This window comes from uncultured Cellulomonas sp., from assembly GCF_963527515.1.
GTDB lineage: Bacteria > Actinomycetota > Actinomycetes > Actinomycetales > Cellulomonadaceae > Cellulomonas.
Genome location: NZ_CAURTV010000004.1, coordinates 65,070 through 80,610, shown reverse-complemented (window position 1 = coordinate 80,610; position 15,541 = coordinate 65,070). Strand labels below are relative to the sequence as shown.

The following is a 15,541-nucleotide window of genomic DNA, read 5'->3' as shown; positions in this document are numbered from 1 at the left end:
GGGCTCGCCGGAAGCCTTCGACCGGCACGACCGGTGTGTGGGTGCCGGTGCCGACCGTCATGCGAACGCCGCCGTCGCGGAGCGCCGCAGCCGTTCCCGGACCGTCCGCGTCAGGATGGTCGAGATCACCAGCGCGACTGCGCCGAGCCCGACGATCGCCCCCAGGCGTGCCGCGACCTCCGTGACCTGCGCATCCGACATCGACTCCCGGAGCAGGTCTGCACTCCATGAGAGATACACGACCTTGCTCAGCGGGCCGAGGAAGCCGGGAAGGAGCGCCGCCGGGACCACGACTCCGCCGAGTATGTAAATGGGGTAGCTCATCGCGTTCTTGTAGACGTCGACGGTCCGGGAGAGCATGAACAGCGCGGCGAGCATCGTCGCCGTCCCGGCGGTCGCGAGAATCGTGGCGACAAGGGCCAGGCCCACGATCCCTGGGTTGAGCACGGGGACCTCGACCCCGAACCCGACCCGGGCCACGAGCCACGACTCAAGGAACGCGAGCCCCCCGACGACGGTCACGGCCATGATCCGGCCCAGCACCGAAAGGTTCAGCGAGCCGGGCGACCCGATGATCAGCTCGAGCCGGCCCGTGTAGCGGTCTTCGCTGAGCATGGATCCGGCGACGTCGAGCGAGATCGACCAGAGTCCGATGAGCCCCGGACCCACTACGGCGTTCACCACCATGGCCGGGTCTCCGCCTTGGATCGCGAGCGAGAGGAAGATCGCGCTGAACAGCGGTGCCGCCACCAGCACGAGGAACTGTGCGGGGGTCCGTCGAGTGATGGCGAGTTGCAGGCGGAAGCCCGCGCCTACCAGCTGCAGCGCGATCACAGGGCCAGGCCGCGGGCGCCCACGAGCCGCACGTACACGTCCTCGAGCGACGGTTCGGCGCGTCGGGCCGAGAGCACTCCCCGGTCGACGAGCCAGCGGAGCACTGGCCCGATGCCGTCGGTATCCGTCGGGAACGCCCTCCACCCCTGAGCGACGCCGGGGAGCGGGTCGACCGTGTCGACGAACACCTGGTCGCCCAGCGCCACGACGAGGTCGGGATCCGCGGTCTCGAAGTCGACGCACTCCCGGGTGCCGAGCGCACGGGCAGCCTCGACGGTTCGAGCAGTCAGGAGCACGCGCCCCTTGTCGATCAAGGTCACGTGATCGCAGAGATCCTCGGCCTCCGCCATGTTGTGCGTGGTCAGCAGGATCGAGCGGCCCTCGGACTGCAGCTCGCGCACCAGGTCGCGGAACTCGCGCGCGGCGACCGGGTCCATGCCGCTGCTCGGCTCGTCAAGGAACAACACCCTCGGGTCGTGGATCAGCCCGCGGGCAAGGTGCAGGCGCTGCTTCATCCCACGGGAGAAGGACTCGACTGGGTGGTCGGCGTGGTCGGCGAGGCCCACGCGTTCCAGAAGCATCTCGGTGCGTTCCCGCGTAGCGCTGCGACCGAGCCCGTACAGAGCGCCCCAGAAGTACATGTTCCGCTTGGCCGAGACCCGCGTGTACAGCCCTCGCTCCCCACCAAGCACGACGCCGAGGGTGCGGCGGACGACGTCGACATCCTCGACGACGTCGTGGCCCAGGATGCGTGCGGTGCCGGTGGTGGGCAGGAGCACAGTGGAGAGGATCTTCACCAATGTCGTCTTCCCGGCGCCATTGGGGCCCAGCAACCCGTGCACCTCACCTTCGGCGACTGAGAGGTCAAGGCCGTCTAGCGCGACAACCGGGTCGCGGCCACCCCGACCGGCATACGTCCGAGAGACTGCCTGCACATCGACCGCGAGCACTGAGCGACGACCCCCTGTCAGCTACTTGGCGTGAATCGCGGCGACATGTGCTCGGACGCCGTGGGACAGAACGTACCGTGCCGCCGCCGCGGACGCTGGCGAATCGGAAATCGGGCATCGAGGTCACGATGCGCCCGCCCGGAGCAACAACGTGGCGGCGGGAACCACCAGCCGCAAGGCATAGCCGAGCGCCCGCGCACTCCCCGCCTCAGACGCGTCCACCGGCTCGGCCATCGCTACGCTTCAAGGAGCGTGCACGCCCAGTGCATGCCCCGCCCCACTCCAACGAGCGCGACGCGGTCGCCCGGGCTTACCCGCCCGCGATTGAGGGCGTCGGCGAGTGAGAGGAGCTGGTCGGCGGCGCCGACGTGCCCGGTGGCGAGCGAGGTCGCGAGGTTGGTCCGCTCGGGGTCCACACCCAGGACCGCAGCGAGCGACGACATCGCGCGGCGGTTGTCGTGCAGGAGGATCACGTGGTCGAGGTCCTCGCGGCGCAGCCCCGCGCGACCGCATGCGCGGTCGACCACCTCGCGGGCATTCTCGTCGATGAGGCGCGCGAAGTCCGTGAGCGCGCCGTCGTCGTAGTCGAAGAACTCCATGATGTCCCACGCGTCCCTGGCGGCAACCGGGCCGTCCGGCGCGGCTGGGGTCGTGAACGGCCGCGCCGCCCCACCGACGTCCATGCGGTAGAAGTCCGCGAACCGGCCGTCCGTGAGCAACTCGCTGGCCAGCCACCGGTTGCGGTCGTGGCCGCGCCGCAGCACCGCCGCCGCTGCGCCGTCCGAGAAGACCATCGACTGGGTCTGCATCCGGTTCCAGTAGGGCTCGCAGCACCGGTTCGCCCCGATGACGAGCGCTGTCGTGTAGTCGGGGCGCGTCGCAAGCCTGCCGGCGACCAGATCGATCGCGCTCAGCGACGCGGTGCACGCCTGCGTGATGACGACCGCTTCGGCCCGGCGGGCGCCCAACCGCGACTGCAGCGCGGCGGCCGCGTCCCAGTACAGGTACTCCGAGACGTCGGTGAGCCCCAGCACGAGCAGGTCGAGTTCCGACGCGCTGACCCCGGCGGCGTCGAGCGCGTTCTGCGCGGCGGCCAGGGCGAGGTCAGACACGCCGACGTCGGCGGGGGCGCGGTGCACGGTCGTGTAGCCGTAGCCGAGGATCCGCTCCGTGTCGGCGCTGTACTCACCGACGACATCAGCGACCAGGTATGGGGCCCCGAGCGTGGTCCCCAGGGCCACGATCCCGAACATCTCGACTCCTCGTCGGCTCAGCGGTGGTGTGCCATCATGCAGCCGAGCCGAGCCGAGCCGAGCCGAACGACCCGATTCGAGAGGAGTCTCGCATGCCGCCTGACGCGCGGGGAGCCGCACGGGAGAATCAGGGCGGAGGTTCAGCGACGACCCCCGGGGAAGTTGTCGCGGACGTGCTCGGCTCCGGTGGCGTGACCCGTCGACATGTCTTGGTGACCGGCGTCGTCCAGGGCGTCGGATTCCGGCCCCATGTCTATCGGCTCGCTGGCGAGCTCGGCCTTTCCGGTTCGGTATGCAATACCGAGGTGGGTGTCGTCATCGACGCCCAGGGCTTGGCCGGTCAGCTCGACGAGCTTCTCCTGCGGCTGCGACTCGAGGCCCCAGCGCTGGCGGACATTCGAGATGTCCAGGTCGTGACCGTGCAGGAGGAGCCTGGTCGTGTCGGCTTTCGCATCATCGCCAGCACCTCGGCCGACGGTCCGCGAGCCACGGTTCCGCCCGACTGTGCAATATGTGACGACTGCCTGAGGGAGCTGCTCGACCCCGCTGACCGGCGTTACCGACATCCCTTCATCACCTGCACCAACTGCGGGCCACGCTTCACCATCGTCACGGGACTGCCTTACGACAGGCCGCGTACGACGATGGCGGAGTTCCAGATGTGCCCCGCCTGCGATCGGGAGTACCGCGATCCGGCCGATCGACGCTTCCACGCCCAGCCGGTGGCGTGCCCAGCGTGTGGGCCACGGTTGTGGGCCGACGACGGCGCTCGTCGAATCTCCGGTGACGAGGCTGCGCTGACTCGAGCGCGGGCTGTCCTCGCGGACGGTGGCATCGTGGCCGTCAAGGGCCTCGGCGGCTATCACCTGGCGTGCCGTGCGGACGACGAGGATGCTGTCGCCCTGCTGCGGGAGCGGAAGTTCCGCCCCGACAAGCCTTTTGCGCTCATGGCACGCAGCGTGGCGGCTGCAGAGCGACTCGTCGAGCTCGACCCCGTGGCGATCAGGGCGCTCACGGACACGGCGCGCCCGATCCTGCTGGCCGCTCGCCGTCCCGACGCCCCGGTCGCCCTGGGGGTGGCGCCGGGGATGCCGGAGCTCGGGGTGATGATCGCGTACACCCCCCTGCACCACCTTCTGCTGAACCCTGGCCCAGCGCACGAGGGTCCGACCGAGGTACTCGTGATGACGAGCGCCAACTTCTCGGACGAGCCACTGTGCTACCGCGATGACGACACTGATCTGCTTCTTGGCCTTGCCGACCTGATCCTGGGGCACGACCGACAGATCGCAGCTCCGTGCGACGACTCAGTGATCCGGATCGTCGATGGCGAGATCTTCCCGATTCGACGATCACGCGGCTACGCGCCGCTGCCGCTGCACCTCGATCACGACTTTCCTGCGACGTTCGCCGTGGGCGCGGAGCACAAGAACACGGTGTGCGTGCTCGACGGTCGGGAGGCGGTGTGTTCTCAACACCTCGGCGATATGACCGGCTGGGAGTCCCAGCAGACATTGGCCGCCACCGCCGCCCACGTGATGGACCTCTACCAGGTCAACCCCGTTCAGTGGGCAGCTGACGCCCACCCGGAGTACCAGACGCGCGCCTGGGCCCGCCGATTCGCCACCGTGCCTCTCGTCGAGGTGCAGCACCATCGGGCGCATGCCGCTGCATTGCTTGCCGAGCAACGACTGCTCGGAACTCCCTGCTTGATTGTCTGCTTCGACGGCACCGGCTACGGCGACGACGGAGCCATCTGGGGCGGCGAGTGGTTCCGGACGGACGCAGACGTGGCGGCGCGCGGCCAGGCCGCCATGGTCCGAGTAGCAAGCCTCGTCGAGGCCACCATGATCGGTGGCGATGCGGCGGTCGGGGAGCCCTGGCGTATGGCATTGGCCCAGCTCCACCGTGCAGGACTGCCCTGGGACGAAGGGTTGGCTTCGGTCGCCGACACAGCTCCCGCATCGAGGTCGAGCCTCCTTGACGAGCTCAACCGACCTGGCGCCGGGGAGCCGACGACGTCGGTCGGGAGGCTGTTCGACGCTGTGTCCTCTCTGCTCGGGCTGCGCCACCGCATCAGCTACGAGGGCCATGCAGCGATCGAGCTGGAGATCCTGGCGGCTCTCGCCGCGGAGCAGGCACCCTCACGATGGACCGGGGACCCCGCCGTTGCCGGAGCGGAGGGGTGGACCGACGCAACCGGCACTGACACCAGACAACGCGTGCTCGACCCAGCACAGATGTTCGCTGCTCTTGTCGACGGGATCCACGACCATCGCGACCCGGCGCAGCTCGCCCTTGGGTTCCACGTCTGGCTGGCCCGTGCGATCGTCGATGCGGCGCGCTACGAGCGTGCGCAGACCGGTATCGAGCACGTCGGGCTCACCGGCGGTGTGTTTGCCAACGTCCTGCTGCTGCGCTGTGCGAGCGCACTGCTGCGGGATGCGGGATTCACGGTGGTGAAGAACCATTTCGTTCCCTGCAACGATGGCGGTCTCAGCCTCGGGCAAGCGGTTCTGGCCGCAGCGACGAGCCGGTGACCAGAGCTCGACATCAGTAGGGCGCGAGACGTGCATGTGCTCCGGCGGAGGTGTCGCCGATGCGTGTGCCCGTAAGACGTGAGCGTCGAGTCATCCACCCAGCGAAGTGGGAGGCCGCATACGGGGACGTCCCGTGGCCGACCACGACGCGCGGGTCGGGCTGGGAAGGCCGCAGCCGTCCGGTGCGCGAACAGGGTCCGCAGGGAGTCCATCTGCCCGAGGTCGGCCCGAGGTGCCTGACGACGCGTGCAGCGGACACGGACCTCTCACCCGCGGGCAGGTCGGGCGGCGCAGCAGCCGTTGTGACAGCTCGATCGTCTCCTCCGGGGAGCCATCTGCCGCCGGCGACTCGCCGGCGATCCTGGTCACCCCGGCCGGCGCAGGTGATCCGGCACTGACCGTCGAGAGCACTGTCGTCGGGCCGGAGGGTGATTCCTCGTCGGCTCGGCGGTGGTGTGCAATCATGCAGCCGAGCAGAGCCGAGCCGAAACGACCCGATGCGCGAGGAGTGCTGCATGTCGCCAGACACGCCGGTCCCGGTTGGGAAGAATCGGGGTGGTGGCCAACCGGCGGCGACGCTGGAGCAGGTCGTCGCCCAGGTGCTCGGAGCCGACGGCGCCGAAGTCCGTGGCAGCACCGGACCCTCGACCGACGCCCGGTGGACCAGCCTGAAGCACCTGCAGGTGGTGGCCGCGGTGAATCGGGCGTTCGGCGTCCAGCTCTCCCCCCGCCAGGTCCGCGCGGTGCGGAGCGTGGACGACCTCCGGCTCGTGGTCGAGGCGCACTGATGCTGAGCGACACTGCGCGAGGGCCCATGCCGGTCGGGGCCGAGTTCGCCGCGGGGTACGACGACGAGCTGCTGGCCCGTCTGCTGGAGATCCGTCACGTCGAGCTCGCCATCCTCGACGCTTTCGCGGACGGGCTCGTCGGCGGCACCGCGCACACCTGTCTGGGGCAGGAGCACGTCCCCGTGGCGCTGGCCCCGTATCTCGACGGTGACACCGTCTTCAGTAACCACCGCGGGCACGGCCATTACCTCGCGATGCACCGCGACGTCGACGGGCTGCTCGCCGAGATTTTCGGGCGGGCCGGGGCCGTGTGCAGCGGGGTGGGCGGGAGCCAGCACATCCTGCGTCCCGGCCGGTACATGTCGACCGGCGTACAGGGCGAGAGCGTGCCGGTCGCGGTCGGCGTCGCGCTGCACGAGCGGAACACCCGGTCGGGCCGGCTGGCGGTGGCGTTCGTCGGGGACGGCACCTGGGGCCAGGGGGTCGTGTACGAGGCGCTCAACATGGCGGCGCTCTGGAGCGTTCCCCTCGTGCTGGTGGTCGAGAACAACGGGATCGCCCAGTCGACGCCGACCTCCGCGCACCTGGCGGGGACGATCGCCGGCCGGGCCGCGGCGTTCGGCATCGAGCACCTGCTGGTGGATACCGACGATGTGCTGCGTGTTCGCGAGCAGGTCCAGGAGCCCCTCGACCGAGCGCGCCACACCCCCGCGCCCCTTGTCCTGGAGTTCGTCACGCGTCGGCTGGGCCCGCACAGCAAGGGCGACGACAGCCGCCAGGCGGACGAGCTCGCCGGCCTGCGGGCCGACGACTGGGCAGCGCGCTACGCCGAGCTCCACCGGGCACAGTTCGACCGGGTGGACTCCGTGACCCGCGCGCGGGTGGCGCAGGTGGTGGAGGACGTCCGAGCCCGTCCCGTCTCGTCGTGGCAGCGGGGCAGTGGTGGCTGAGCGGGTCGCGGAGGACCTCAACCGCGCCCTGGGGGAGCTGCTCGCCGGGGACCGGCCCGCCTACGTGCTGGGTGAGGACGTGCTCGATCCCTACGGGGGCGCGTTCAAGATCACGAGAGGCCTGTCCACCGCACACCCCGACCGAGTGCTGGCCACCCCCATCTCGGAGAACGGCATCGTCGGCGTCGCCAATGGCCTGGCCCTGGCCGGCAACGCGGTCGTCGTCGAGATGATGTTCGCCGACTTCGTTCTCCTGGCGATGGACCAGATTGTCAACTTCGCGGCCAAGTCCGTCTCCATGTTCGGCACCCAGGTCCCCATGCGGCTGGTCGTGCGGTGCCCGGTCGGAGGCAACCGCGGGTACGGCGCGACGCACAGCCAGAGCGTGCAGAAGTTCTTCGTCGGGGTGCCCGACCTCGAGATGTGGGAGGTGTCGCCGTTCGTCGGCGCGTCGCACATCCTCGACCGAGCGCTCGGTGCCGGCCGCCCGGCCGTGCTGATCGAGGACAAGGTCCTCTACACCCGTCGGATGTTCTCCGAGGGGCACGCGGCGCCCGGATGGTCCTTCTCGACGGATCCCACCGGTGCGGTGTGGACCCGGGTCCGGCACGAGTCCGGCGACCGGTCCGACGTGGTCCTGGTGACGGGGAGCTCCACCGTGCACCGGTGCCTGGAGGCCGCGGAGCGCCTGCGTGTCGAGGAGTCCCTCCTGGTCGAGATCGTTGTGCCTGCCCGGCTCTACCCGTGCGACCCGGGACCGGTGCTGGACGTCGTCCGCGTGGCCGGACGCGCGGCCGTGGTCGAGGAGTCGACGCCTGCCGGCAGCTGGGGTGGCGAGGTGGCACACCAGCTGCACCGCGACCTGTGGGACGACCTGCTCGGCCCGGTGGAGCTGATCACGTCCGCCGACAGCGTCATCCCGGCCGCCCCGCACCTCGAGCGCACTGTGCTGGTAGGGGTGGACGACGTGGTGCGACGGGTCCTGACGCTCGTGCGTGACCGGCCCGGGCGGCCACGCGCGCCGGCCGCCCCGCCGACGACGCCCCCAGCCGCGGTGGCCGGTGATCCCACGGAGGCGCCGCCCACCGTGCTGGCGCCGCACCTCGGGAGCAACGACGACCACGTCACGCTCGTGCAGTGGTACGTCGCCGACGGCGATCACGTGGTGACCGGTCAGCCCGTGGCAGCCGTGGAGACGTCCAAGGCCGCCGCCGACGTCGAGGCTCCCGCGACCGGTGTGGTCCGGTTGCACGTCGACGTGCTCGCGGAGTGCCCGGTGGGGTCGATCCTGGCGACGGTCGTACCGGAGGGCGGCGTGGCTCGACCGGCTGTGTCCCGCGCCGCACCGGCGGTCGCCGCCGCGCCGACCGACAGGGCCGCCCGGGTCCAGGAGGGGGTCGCGGCGGCGGTGACTGCCGGGCACCGTGACATCCCGGCAGCCTTCGTGACCGCCGACGCGGAGGTCGGACGGGCGCTCATGCTCCTCGACGAGGCCACGCAGGACGAAGGTGCCGCGATCGGGCTCGCCCCCCTGTTGCTCGCGTCGCTCGGCGCGGTGTTCGCCGAGCACGGCGAGCTCTTCGCGCCCGTCGGTCCCGACGGGCTGGCGAGCGGCCCGCCCCGGGCCGACGTCGCCGTCACCGTCGACACCGGGAGCGGTCTGTACCTGCCGGTGGTGCGGGGCGTGGCGCGGCTCTCGGTGGCGGACCTGGCGGACCGTCTGGTGGAGCTGCAGATGGCGAGCCTGACGGGCGAGCTCGGCGAGTCCGACCTGGACCTGACCGGCGTCGGGATGGGCCTGTCCCTGAACCTGGTGGCCGGCGTGACCGGCGTGCGGCCGATCATCATGCCGGGCCTGTCGTGCATGGTCTCCGTCGGCGGGGTCCGGCAGGTGGTCGTGCCGGACGCCGGGGACGGGGTGCGGGCCGCCTCGGTGGTCGAGCTCGCCCTGGCCCATGACCACCGGCGCGTCAACGGGCGTCCCGCGGCGGAGCTCCTGGTCGCGCTGGCCGGGGTCGTGGCGTCCGGAGCGGCCCTCCGTGGGCGGTGACGCCGAGGACAGGGGACCGGAGCTGACCGCGCGGTCGGCACCGCTCGGTCCCACGGCACGCCGGGTCTGGATGTGGCACCGCCTCACCCCCGGCTCGTCGGCGTACAACGTGGTGCGTGCCGTGCAGGTCGACGGCGACCTGGACGCGGCCGCCCTGCGGCGGGCGATGGGCGAGCTGGGTGCCCGGCACGAGGCGCTGCGCAGCCACGTCACCGAGCCGCGGCCCGGCGAGCCGGTCGTGGTCGTCGGTGACGTGGCGGTCGAGCTCACCGTCGACACGCTCGGGTCCCCCGGTGCGGGGCGTGACGCCGTGGACGCGGCGCTCCGTGCGGTGGCTCGGCGGCCGTTCGACCTCGAACGTGGCCCGCTCTGGAGGGTGGGGATCGTCCGGGACGCCGACGGTGCGCGCACGTGGCTGGTCCTCGCGCTGCACCACGTGATCTCCGACCTGCGCAGCACCGACGTCGTGCTGCGCGAGCTCGCCGACGCGTACTCCGCGTCCGCTGCCGGAGAGCCGTGGCGGCCCGTCGGTGCTGCGCCGTCGTTCCTCGACCACCTGGCGCACGACCGTGCTGTCGTGGCCACTGGGCGCGCCGCCCGTGACCTGGACTGGTGGGCCGCGCACCTGCGCGACGTGGGTGCGAGCCCCCCCGTCGCGTTCGTGCCCGACGCGGTGCCGGCACGCGCGCACGAGGGCGTCGTGCGCACGCTCGCGCTCACGCGGGAGGAGTCCATGGCGCTCGACGTCGCCGCCCGGACCAGCCGCACCACCCCCGCGACGCTCGTGCTCACCGCGGCGGCTGCCGTCCTGCACGCGTGGGCGGGATCCCCGGGCGAGCAGGTGGTCGGCATCCCGAGCGTGCGCCACGGGCGGTCGTCGGACGCCGCGCTGGTCGCCTTCCTGCTCGACACGTTCGCGCTGCGGGTCCCGATGCCGCGGGGTGCGTCGTTCGCCGACCTGTGCCTCGCGGTGCGCGACGCCTTCCTCGACGCCGCGGAGCACGCGCGCCCGCCCTACGACGACGTACTGCGGCGCCTCGACGCCGCGGCGGGCGGCGCTCCGGCGCGGTTGATCCGGCTCTGGTTCACCGACCTGAGCACCGCCGCGTGCCCCGCACGGTTCGGCCCCGGGCAGGCGCGGGAGTGGGACCTGCCCCCGTTCGGGGCGCTGTTCGACGTCAACCTCTCCCTCGGGCGGCTCGAGGACGGACGCCTCCGCCTGCACCTCGTGACGCCACCGCCCGGGATGGCGGCAGCCGACGCCGACGCCCTCCTCGAGCAGCTGCGGACCGTGCTGACCAGCGGCTGCGCCCGGCCGGCGTCACCGGTCCGACTTCCCCCGGGGCCCGGCGCGCCGGCGGTGCTCGACGGTCCGAGGAGGGCCGCGCCCGAAGACGCGGTCCGGCGTTGGCGCGACGAGGACCCCGGCGCGCCCGCCCTGGTAGACCAGCACGGCTCCCTCGACTACGGCCGGCTCGACGACGCGATCGACGAGCTGGCCTCGACGCTCGGCGGGGTCGCCGGGCGACGGGTGGTGCTGCCGGCCCGCCGCGACCGCACGTTCGTCGTGCGGCTGCTGGCCTGCCGGCGTGCCGGCGTCCACCCCGTGCTCGTCGACGCCGACTGGCCAGCGGAGCGTCGTCGAGCGGCTGCGCGCGCGGCCGGCGCGACGGCGTCGTTCCCGGACGACGGCGACGGCGGGCCCGTCGCCGTGCCGGTTCTCGGGCGGGAGAGGACCGAGCAGGAGCCGCCGTCCGACCGTGCGTGCCACGTGCTCTTCACGTCCGGCACCACGCGCGAACCCCTGCCCGTCGAGGTCGAGGCTACAGTCGTCGACCGCGAGCTGGACTCCTTGCGCGGCGTCATCGGCCTCGGGCGGCTCGACCGGTTCGGCTTCCTCGGCGGTGCCGCCCACGACGTCGGGCTCCGTGACGTGCTGCTCGCCTTCGCGGTCGGTGGCGTGCTGTGCGTGCCTCCGCCGGTCGCGGCCCGGGACCCCGCGCAGGTGGCCGGGTGGCTCCGCAAGGACCGGGTGACCGTGGTCAACACGACGCCCGTGCTGCTGGGGTTGGCCCTGAGGCTCGCCTCCCAGGAGCTGCCCGCGCTGCGGCTCGCGATCAGCGCCGGTGCTCCGCTGTCGGTCCGCACGCTCGGCCTCATACGGACGCGGGCGCCGTTCGCCACCGTGCTCAACGGGTACGGCTGCACGGAGACGCCCCAGCTGGTCACCGCCGAGCTGGTCCCGGCCGGTGCCGACCTGCCGGACGGCCGTGTGGCCATCGGCTCGCCACTGCCCGGCCGCCGCGTCCAGGTGCTCGACGTCGACGGTCCGGTCGGCGTGGGGGTGCCCGGGGAGCTCCACGTCGCGGGACCCGGCATCGCGCGGCGGTACCTCGGAGCAACGCGACCGGACCGGTTCCGCACGGACCCCGACGGCGTCCGGTGGTTCCGGACGGGTGACGTGGCCCGCTGGGACGGGTCCGGCCGGTTGCACCTGGCGGGCCGCACCGACCGGCAGGTGCTGGTCAACGGCTTCCGGGTCCTGCTCGACGAGGTCGAGGCGGCGGCACGCGCACTGCCCGGCGTGGCAGAGGCCACCGCGGCGCTGGTGTCCGCAGGCTCCGACGCCGACGCGGGGCAGGCCCTCGAGCTCTGGGTGCAGCCAGCCCCTGGCGCGCACCTGACCGAGCACGACGTCCGGGCCGCGATGGGCGAGTGGCTCGCCCCGCCCGCGCGCCCCAGGGTCCACCTCGTGGAGAGCCTCCCGACCAGCAGCAACCACAAGGTGCTCCCACCCGCGGCGCGACCCGCTGCGGTCCCAGTCCCCGCCTCCCAGGCCATCGAGCTCGTGCTGCGGGTGGCGGAGCGGGTGGGCGGCCGCAGGCTCGATCCCGACGTCACGTTCTTCGCGGCCGGTCTCACGTCCGTCATGCTCCTGCAGCTCATCGCCGAGCTCGAGCAGGAGCTCCGGCAGCCCGTGTCTGTCGTCCTGCCGTTCGAGCACCCGACGCCACGCGCGCTCGCGGACCGCCTCGGGCGCGGGGTCGTCGACCAGATCGGCAGAACCGGGGACGGTCGACCCGCCGGTGACACGGCCGACGCCCAACGCCGTCAGGCCCGGCGGGGCGTCCGTGCGGCCCTCAGGCGAGGGGAGGCCGTGCGTGTCGCGGGCGGACCAGCAGGACACCCAGCTGTGGAGGAGAACTCATGATCATCGCGCGTGTGCTCGAGCACGCTCGGAGCCATCCCGACGACACGGCGCTCGTCGAGCTGTCGTCCGGACACCGCACCACGTACGGCGGGCTCGCCCGACACGTCCACCGGCTCGCGTCCGCGATCGAGGGAGCCGGCTGGGCGGGCCGGACCGTCCTGGTCGCCCTCGGCGCGTCGTCCGCACTCGTCGCCGCCGAGGTCGCCGTTCGCGCGGCCGGTGCGGTCCCGGTGGTCATCGGGGGGGACCTCACGCCGGCTCGCGTGGCCGACCTGGTACAGGCGTCGGGGTGCGCGGCCGTGGTCACGGCGTCGGCCGACGGTCTGCCGCAGGACGTCGGCCGGGTCGTCGTCCCCGCCCGGCTGAGCGACTGGTCGGAGTCCTTCCCGCTGGACACCCCCGGCGGCGGTGTGGAGCCGGGCACCGGCGGACCGGGTCCCGAGACCTGCTACGGGGTGTTCACGTCGGGTTCGACCGGGACGCCGAAGCTGGTGCTGGTCGGTGAGCGCGCCCTCATGAACTTGCTGGACTGGTATACCGGCGAGTACGCGCTGCGCCGCGGCACCGTGACCGCGCTCATGGTCCGACCGGCCTTTGACGTGCACGTCATGGAGACCTGGGCGGCGCTGACTGCGGGTGCGACCGCCCTCGTCGTCGACCGCGCGGACGTGCGCGTGGATCCGCTGGCGCTCACGTCCGCCCTGCGTGCGCACGCCGTGGAGGTCGTCTTCGTGCCGACCCCGCTGGCCCGCGGGCTCTGCGACGCGCTGCTGGACTCTCCGGTGCCGCACGCCCTGCGGCACCTGCACGTCGGCGGCGACCGCCTCGACTTCTGGCCGTCGGTCCCCGGGGTGGCCGTGCACAACCAGTACGGACCCGCGGAGTGCGCCGTCGTGAGCACGGCCGTGGACGTCGCGACCGTGCGCAGTCCGCACGAGGGACCGCCTCCGATCGGGTACCCGGTGCCGGGCGCCACGTGTGTCGTCGTCGACGAGGCGGGGCAGCCGGTGGACCCCGGCGTCCCGGGGGAGCTGTGGATCGGCGGCGCTGGCGTCGCCGAGGGCTATGCATGGCGCCCGGACCTGACCGCCGAGCGCTTCCTCACCGTCGACGGCGTCCGGCACTACCGGACCGGCGACGTCGTGTGGGCCGAGCCGGACGGTCTCCTGCACTTCATCGGACGCGTCGACAACCAGGTGAAGGTCCGCGGGAACCGCGTGGAGCCCGGCGAGGTCGAGGCCGCGGCGCGCCGGTATCCCGGGGTGTTCGAGGCCGCGGTCGTGCCGGACGCGTCCAGCGGTGAGGTCCGGCTGGTCGGCTTCGTCGTGGGCGACGTCGAGCCGCGAGAGGTACGCGAGCACCTCGCGGGCGTGCTCCCGGAGTACATGGTGCCCGCGGTGGTCAGCATCCTGCCTCGGCTGCCGATGACAGGCAACGACAAGGTCGACCGCGCGGAGCTGGCACGTCGCGCCGCCGGGACGGCCACGGTCGACGAGCGCACCGACCAGCTCGTCGGCGTCGAGGGGCGACTCGCGCGCATCTGGGAACAGGTCCTCGGCGTGCCGGTCCGACCGGAGGACGACTTCTTCGACCTCGGAGGGCACTCGCTGGCCGCCATGCGCGTGGTGACGCTCGCCGAGGAGGAAGGACTCGAGGTCGGACTGCGCGCGCTGCTGACCGGTATGACCCTGAGCGAGGTCGCCGAGACGTGCACGGCGTCCAGCCTGGAGGTTGGCCCGTGAGCGAGGAGCGCTGGCAGGTCGTGCGCGGCGACGCCGCGGCGGGGGTCGTGGTCGTCGTCGACTTCGACGGGGGGCGACCCGACGGGCGGCTGGCCGAGCTGGTGGGCCGCGCCCGACCCGAGCCGGCGGTCGTCCAGCCACGAGTGACGGCCTTCGGGGTCGGCGAAGGGGTGCGGTTGGTCGACGGGTGGGCGGCGTCCGCGCGCGTCGCCGGCTGGACGATCGAGCTGGTGGTCGGACGGTGCGCGGGGGCAGCGCTGGCGTGCGGTCTGGCGGGTGCCCTTGCGCGCGGCGGCGACGCACGCCCGCAGGTCGTGCTGCTCGACCCCTACCGGGTGGGCGCCGGCGTCCTGCAGCACGAGCTGTCGGCGGCTCTCGGCCAGTTCGAGGACCTCGCCGAACCGGAGCTGCTCTCCCACGCGCACTCCCGCGTGGCGCACGCGCGGGAGTCGCTGGACCTGCACGGCTTCGGGGCAGCAGTGGTGCAGGTCTACCGCGACGTCGCGGCGGAGGTGCTCACGCCTCTCGACGTGGACGACGACGTGGTCGAGGAGCTCTGCTCGGCGTTCGGCGTGTACGTCGCGTACCTGCTGGAGTGCGCCGGCACCGGCTACACAAGCTCGCGGGACGCGGACGTCATCCTCCTCTCGGAGGACGTCCCACTGCCCGACGGGCTGGCTGGCTCGTCGCGCGTCGTGGCGGTGGACGCCGACGCGCTCTTGCGCAGCCTCGAAGCGGTCGAGGCGCTGCGCCAGCCCTGACTGACGGCATTGATTGGCCACCAGAACTCATCTAGCGGACGACGCACCCCTACAGAACGATCACGAGCCGAGAGATGTCCCTGCTGGTTGCGATCGGTGACCGACACCAAGCCCAGACCTCGCCGAGTCACTGCGCATGCAGGGGAGGGTACTCACAGCGTGCCCGCTGGCGCCGGGCACCACCGGCCACGCCGGCGCTTGCGTCGGCTCGTGTCGTGTACCTGGGATGATCCCTAGCGTGTACCTCGCCTGACCTGCGGATTCACAATGCCCCAGGTCAAGAAGTTGTCCCAAGACCCCACAGAGGGGTCTCGGGACAACCGAGACCTGGTAGTCCGGACAGCTCCCGGCAGGACGAGATCCTGTCGGGAGTTTCTGGTTTCTGAGGCTCCGCGGGAACCCTGACCAGCGCGCTGGCGTGCCATGACTTCCACTGTGCGCGACTGTCCGGTGGCAGCTCTA

The 15,541-nt window shown here is 72.2% G+C and carries 10 protein-coding genes; 7 read left to right on the top strand and 3 right to left on the bottom strand.

The features are described from left to right. Positions 1 to 57 precede the first annotated feature (57 nt). From RYN42_RS02435 to RYN42_RS02425, 3 genes are all read right to left on the bottom strand, one after another. Positions 58 to 834: an ABC transporter permease gene (locus RYN42_RS02435; RefSeq protein WP_315093412.1), complete on the bottom strand. Its 777-nt coding sequence runs from the start codon at positions 832 to 834 to the stop codon at positions 58 to 60. Then, on the bottom strand, positions 831 to 1,769 hold the full coding sequence (locus RYN42_RS02430) for an ABC transporter ATP-binding protein (RefSeq protein WP_315093462.1): 939 nt from the start codon (positions 1,767 to 1,769) through the stop codon (positions 831 to 833). Before RYN42_RS02430 ends, RYN42_RS02435 begins: the two co-directional genes overlap by 4 nt. Positions 1,770 to 2,020: 251 nt before the next feature. After that, on the bottom strand, positions 2,021 to 3,037 hold the full coding sequence (locus RYN42_RS02425; RefSeq protein WP_315093410.1) for a 3-oxoacyl-[acyl-carrier-protein] synthase III C-terminal domain-containing protein: 1,017 nt from the start codon (positions 3,035 to 3,037) through the stop codon (positions 2,021 to 2,023). Positions 3,038 to 3,249: 212 nt separating this feature from the next. Between RYN42_RS02425 and hypF the strand changes: the two genes are divergently transcribed. The 7 genes from hypF (at position 3,250) to RYN42_RS02390 (ending at position 15,079) form a co-directional block, all read left to right on the top strand. Continuing rightward, a complete protein-coding gene (gene hypF / locus RYN42_RS02420; RefSeq protein WP_315093408.1) occupies positions 3,250 to 5,577 on the top strand; it encodes a carbamoyltransferase HypF in 2,328 nt (775 codons plus the stop codon). 515 nt (positions 5,578 to 6,092) lie between these two features. Then, entirely contained in the window at positions 6,093 to 6,365 is a 273-nt protein-coding gene (locus RYN42_RS02415; RefSeq protein WP_315093407.1) for an acyl carrier protein, read from the top strand. 26 nt (positions 6,366 to 6,391) lie between these two features. Next, positions 6,392 to 7,315 (top strand): thiamine pyrophosphate-dependent dehydrogenase E1 component subunit alpha, encoded by a 924-nt coding sequence (locus RYN42_RS02410; protein WP_315093405.1) that lies wholly within the window; start codon positions 6,392 to 6,394, stop codon positions 7,313 to 7,315. Further along, complete coding sequence (locus RYN42_RS02405; protein ID WP_315093403.1) at positions 7,308 to 9,365, top strand: 2-oxo acid dehydrogenase subunit E2; 2,058 nt, start codon at positions 7,308 to 7,310, stop codon at positions 9,363 to 9,365. The genes RYN42_RS02410 and RYN42_RS02405 overlap by 8 nt, the downstream gene beginning before the upstream one ends. Next, entirely contained in the window at positions 9,355 to 12,576 is a 3,222-nt protein-coding gene (locus tag RYN42_RS02400; RefSeq protein ID WP_315093400.1) for an AMP-binding protein, read from the top strand. The genes RYN42_RS02405 and RYN42_RS02400 overlap by 11 nt, the downstream gene beginning before the upstream one ends. Beyond that, positions 12,573 to 14,318, top strand: a complete 1,746-nt coding sequence (locus RYN42_RS02395; protein WP_315093398.1) for a non-ribosomal peptide synthetase — start codon at positions 12,573 to 12,575, stop codon at positions 14,316 to 14,318. The genes RYN42_RS02400 and RYN42_RS02395 overlap by 4 nt, the downstream gene beginning before the upstream one ends. After that, positions 14,315 to 15,079 (top strand): hypothetical protein, encoded by a 765-nt coding sequence (locus tag RYN42_RS02390; protein WP_315093397.1) that lies wholly within the window; start codon positions 14,315 to 14,317, stop codon positions 15,077 to 15,079. Before RYN42_RS02395 ends, RYN42_RS02390 begins: the two co-directional genes overlap by 4 nt. Positions 15,080 to 15,541: the final 462 nt, after the last annotated feature.

Excerpts from the sequence above, each read along its gene's own strand:
- RYN42_RS02415 (WP_315093407.1), top strand. The coding sequence starts at position 6,093 with ATGTCGCCAGACACGCCGGTCCCGGTTGGGAAGAATCGGGGTGGTGGC.
- RYN42_RS02410 (WP_315093405.1), top strand. The coding sequence starts at position 6,392 with ATGCCGGTCGGGGCCGAGTTCGCCGCGGGGTACGACGACGAGCTGCTG.
- RYN42_RS02395 (WP_315093398.1), top strand. The coding sequence starts at position 12,573 with ATGATCATCGCGCGTGTGCTCGAGCACGCTCGGAGCCATCCCGACGAC.
- RYN42_RS02425 (WP_315093410.1), bottom strand. The coding sequence starts at position 3,037 with ATGTTCGGGATCGTGGCCCTGGGGACCACGCTCGGGGCCCCATACCTG.